This is a genomic window from Halapricum sp. CBA1109, assembly GCF_009741825.1.
GTDB lineage: Archaea > Halobacteriota > Halobacteria > Halobacteriales > Haloarculaceae > Halapricum.
This window is the reverse complement of sequence record NZ_WPCA01000181.1, coordinates 1-4,508: the sequence shown is the minus strand read 5'-3', so window position 1 is coordinate 4,508 and position 4,508 is coordinate 1. Positions and strand designations below refer to the sequence as shown.

Annotated in this window: 4 protein-coding genes and 1 pseudogene; 3 read left to right on the top strand and 2 right to left on the bottom strand. The window is 67.5% G+C overall.

Translation table 11 applies throughout. From position 1 onward, the window contains the following. Positions 1-269 precede the first annotated feature (269 nt). The gene (locus tag GJ629_RS14510) at positions 270-1,217 is read right to left on the bottom strand and encodes a sensor histidine kinase KdpD (RefSeq protein WP_157513666.1); all 948 of its coding nucleotides are present in this window, start codon (positions 1,215-1,217) and stop codon (positions 270-272) included. Between the two features lie 149 nt (positions 1,218-1,366). Here GJ629_RS14510 and sufU point away from each other — a divergent pair, with 149 nt between their 5' ends. The 3 genes and pseudogenes from sufU to GJ629_RS14495 all read left to right on the top strand — a co-directional run bounded on the left by sufU (position 1,367) and on the right by GJ629_RS14495 (position 3,281). Beyond that, entirely contained in the window at positions 1,367-1,810 is a 444-nt protein-coding gene (gene sufU / locus GJ629_RS14505) for a Fe-S cluster assembly sulfur transfer protein SufU (RefSeq protein ID WP_157513665.1), read from the top strand. A gap of 126 nt (positions 1,811-1,936) precedes the next feature. Continuing rightward, positions 1,937-3,039, top strand: a pseudogene (locus tag GJ629_RS14500) (pyridoxal phosphate-dependent aminotransferase). A 50-nt stretch (positions 3,040-3,089) separates the two neighbouring features. Beyond that, entirely contained in the window at positions 3,090-3,281 is a 192-nt protein-coding gene (locus tag GJ629_RS14495) for a hypothetical protein (RefSeq protein WP_157513664.1), read from the top strand. On the opposite strand, the gene GJ629_RS14490 is transcribed toward GJ629_RS14495, so the two are convergent. Next, positions 3,282-4,508, bottom strand: a 1,227-nt coding sequence (locus GJ629_RS14490) for a bifunctional oligoribonuclease/PAP phosphatase NrnA (protein WP_157513663.1), incomplete at its 5' end; no start/stop codon positions are given.

Genomic DNA, 4,508 nt, shown 5'->3' with positions numbered 1-4,508 from the left:
GACGACGGCAGGAGTCTCGCCAGGCTCGGCAGTTGTTCGCTTGAGTCTGTTCCGGACCCGAGGCCAGCGGCCGAGGGTCCGGCTTTTTCGCCCACGTTTTTGCGCGAGTGGTGATGAGCGAAGCGCGGCACCGAACGTAGAGAGGGGCCGCGATGGCGAACGGGACAACCGTGAGCCAAGCGAATCACCCGGGCCGAAAAAGGTGGTCTCACAACACCCGCGAGGAGATCGACAAACTGGTCGACGTGCAGAGCCTCCAAGCGAGGTGGTCAGCCGGCCGGCACCGTCACAGCGGGTTCCTCGTCCTCGTCCGGTTCGACGCGTGCGAACGTCAGTCTGACCGCGGTACCGCCGAGGTCGCTCTCCACGACGGCGAGGTCGCCGCCGGCGTTCTCGACGATGAGGCGGACCAGCCACAGGCCGACGCCCTCGGAGTGGTCGAGGACATCCTCGACGGTCCCCTCGATGGCCGTCCGTTCGACGTCGGGGATGCCGGGGCCGTCGTCGTCGACGGTGATCCGAAAGTACTCGTCGTCGCCGTCGACGGTGACGACGACCGTGGCGTCCGGGCCGGCGTGGACGATGGCGTTCTCGACGAGTTCCGAGACGGCGAAGCCGATTCGGGCGGGGACCATCGTCACGATGCAGTCCGGGCAGTCGACGGCGATGTCGGCGTCGGGGTCGCTCTCGCGGTGCTGGTCGCATATTTCCGTGACCGCCTGACAGAGGTCCTGTTGGACCCGTCGGGCGGACTGATCGTCGGAGACGCCCCGGAGGAGGCTGGCCTTTTCGGCGAGCGTCCGGAGGCGGTCGCTCTTGCGTTCGATCACCGCGAGATGCGGGTCGGGGTCCTCGGCCTCGGCGGCGGCCTCGGCCCGGCCGGTCAGCACCGTCGCGACGTTCCGGAGGTTGTGCCGAACGATTCGGTGGAAGATGCTCAACTCGCGGTTGCGCTTTTCGAGTCGGCCCTGCGTCTCCGCGTACGTGTGTCGAGCACGGCGCGTCAGCCAGTAGATCAGGCCGCTGGAGACGAGGACGAACAGCGTCCCCTTCGTCGCCTCGATCCAGAGCCGGATCTCGCCGTCGTCAGTCAGCGCCCACAGCACGCCGTCGGAGAGGTATATCCACGAGAGCCCGAACACGAGGTAGACACCGGCGATACGCAGCGGTGTGAGCCGCGGCATCGGCACCGACGGAATCTCGTCCAGACTGGCCATACTGAGAGGAATTATCTAACGTACGGGTCGGACGGGCAAATGGTTGGTGGGCGTGGACTGTCGGGGACACGCAGGGCCCGCCGGAAAGACCGTGCGATTGCCCCTCTCGGAACGTTTTTTCGGGCTGACACACCAACGAGTAGCTACCAATGGGTATCGGAGGCTCGGATATGTACCGGCAGCAGATCCTCGATCACTACAAGAACCCCCGCAACTACGGGGAGATCGAGGACGCGACGTTCACCCACGTCGGCGAGAACCCGATGTGCGGCGACACCATCGAGATGGACGTGGTTCTCGACGACGACGAGGAGACGATAGAGGCCGTCGCCTTCCGCGGTGACGGCTGTGCTATCTCGCAGGCGTCGGCGTCGATGCTGTCCGAGCAGTTACAGGGCACGTCCATCGAGGAACTCCGGGAGATGGACAGAGACGACATCACGGAGATGCTCGGCGTCGACATCTCCCCGATGCGGATCAAATGCGCCGTCCTCGCCGAGAAGGTGGCCCAAGACGGCGCGGAGATATACTTCGGCGAGAAGGACCTCGACAAGACGCGAACCGAGAGCGACGACCCGGACGTCCCCGAGTAGCGGAGCGGTGCATCGGTCGCCGCCGCATCGGCCTCGATAGTGCACACCCGAGCGAACGGCTGTTTCTCCGGCGAAGCGGCGTCCGTGGCGTAGCGCTTACAAGTCGGCGGGGACCGCAGTGTGGGTATGGACTACGAGACGCCGCAGTTCTACCGGGTGATGCAGTACGCGGCGCGGGCCGACCGCGACGTGGTCGATATGGTCTCGGGGAGCCCCGACTGGGACCCGCCGGCGGCGCTCCGGGACGGGCTGCGCGCCTACGCCGACGCCGACCCCGAGGCGTTCCAGTATCCGCCCAGCGCCGGCATCCGGCCCCTCCGGAAGGCTATCGCCCGACGGCGTGACGTGCCCGTGGAATCAGTCATCGTGACCAACGGCGCGGGCGAGGCCAACCACCTCGCGATGGCCTGCGGACTGGCGCAGTACAGCGGCGAGGAGATACTGCTGGTCGATCCGGTCTACCCCTACTACGCCGGGCGGGCGAACTTCCTCGACGCCGAGACGACCTACGTCACCGCCGGACCGACGGGGGAGCTAAACCCCGAGGCGGTCAGGGCGGCCGCGAGCGAGGACACCGCAGTCGTGGTGGTCAACAGTCCGAACAACCCGACCGGGGCCGTCTACGACGCGGCGACGATGCGGGAGTTGGTCGACGTGGCCGAGTCCGTCGACGCTCTGCTGGTCAGCGACGAGGTGTACGACCACTTCGACTACTCCGGGCGGTTCAGTAGCGCGCTGGCGGTCGACTCGCCGAACAGAGTCGTGACCGACGCCTACTCGAAGACGATGGCCATCACCGGGTTCCGGGTGGGGTATACGATAATCGAGGACGAGGCGCTCCGGGAGGCCGCCCGGACGCGACATATGCTGGGGACGGTGACCGGGAGTCGCCCGGCCCAGTACGCCGTGGCCCACGCGCTGGCGGCGACGACGCCCGAGTACTACGCGGCCTCGCGGCGGCGCGTCCGCGAGCGAATCGACCGGTTCACCGACGGCCTCGACGACATCGGTGCGGCCTACACCGACCCCGACGGCGGGTTCTACGTGATGGCACAGTTGCCGGACGTAGGTGGGGACTTCGAGGCGGTCTACGAGTTGATCGACGAGGCCGGCGTCGCCGGGATGCCGGGGGCGGCCTCGGGGAGAGCGTCGGCCCGTGGATCCGGTTCTCGATGTGTACCGACCGGGTCGGGACGGCGGTCGACCGACTGCGGGCGCACTTGGGGTGAGTTCGACCGGAAGCTACGCGTTCAAGAGGGTGCAGGCCGAACGACCGAGTATGGAGTTCGACAGAGCCACGACGCTCGGAGTGTTTCTGGCACTGGTCGTCGTCAGTGTCGGCGGCGCGTCGCTGACACCGATGGGATTCACGACGACGCTGATGATGGTCGCACCGTCGGCACTGATATTCGGCGCGATAGTGCTCGTTCTCGGCGTCAAACACGGCGAGTACCGCGCGCGCTCGGTCTGATCACGAACGGTCGGTCGAGGTGAGTTCCTCGATAGGCCCGGGGAAGAAATCGCTCGGGACCTGTCGGTTCCAGCGCGCTTCGAGGACGTCCAGAAACCGGTCCGAGAGCACGTCGTCGACGACATCGGGGACCGACTCGGTGTCCTCGTTGACGCCCATCATCCCCAACTCTAGCTGTGCGCCGGCCATATCGGCGTGGCCGCCGGCGCTACCGATCTGTCCGAACGCGTCCCGGAGCGCCTCCCCGAGGTCGACGTCGGCACCGCGAGCGCGGGCGGAGACGAACACCGTCTGGTCTTTGATACCGTGGACGAGTACGGTCGTCACGCCGTCGAGGTTCAACAACCGGTCGGCCGCCTGTGCCAGCGCGTCGCGGTTGGCGATGTAACCGACGCCGGTTATCAGCGCCGGACCGTGCTCCGTCCGGTTGGTGATAGCGGTGGCGATGGTCTCCATCGTCTCCGGGTCCACGCTGGGGCTCTCGAAGCGGTCGAGGGTGTCGAGGTCGGCGACGGAGACGAGCGTCGACGCGGCCTCGAAGTCCGCGGCGGACACCTCCCGCGAGAAGTTGTCGGTGTCGACGCGGATGCCGAACAAAAGCGCCGTCGCCACCGTCGGTTCGATGGCCACGTCGAACTGCTGGAAGTACTCGACCAACAGCGTGCTGGTCGCCCCGAAGTCGCTCCGGAGGTCGACGTACTCGGCGTCGACCGGTCCCCGCGGCGGGTGGTGATCGATGACGATGTCGATGGGCGTGTCCGGCGGCAACTGGTCGTTGACGCCGGGCCGGGAGTGGTCGACGAGCGCGAACCCGCCGAACTGGTCGAGGTCCGTCTCGCCGTCGACGTTCCGGAGGTCGAGGTCGAGGACGTTCACCATCGCCCGGTTCTCCTGGTGTGAGATAGAGCCGAAGTAACACGTCTCGGCGTCCGTACCGACCGTCTCCGCGAGGCGACCGAGCGCTACGGCGCTGGCGATAGCGTCCGGGTCGGGATTGTCGTGGGTGACGACCGCGAGCGGTCCGTCGATGTCCGAGAGGACGCGTTCGAGGCGGTGCATCCGGGCGCCGCCCTCGCCGAGTCGGTCGACCACCGCGTCCGAGAGAATCGCCTCGGGATCGACGACGCGGTCGGCGGCCGACCGGACCGCCGCCGCGGCCGCCGTCGTCCGTCCCCGATCCGAGGGAGCCGAGCGTGACGCCGCGGGAACGGCGCTGTCGGCCGCGGA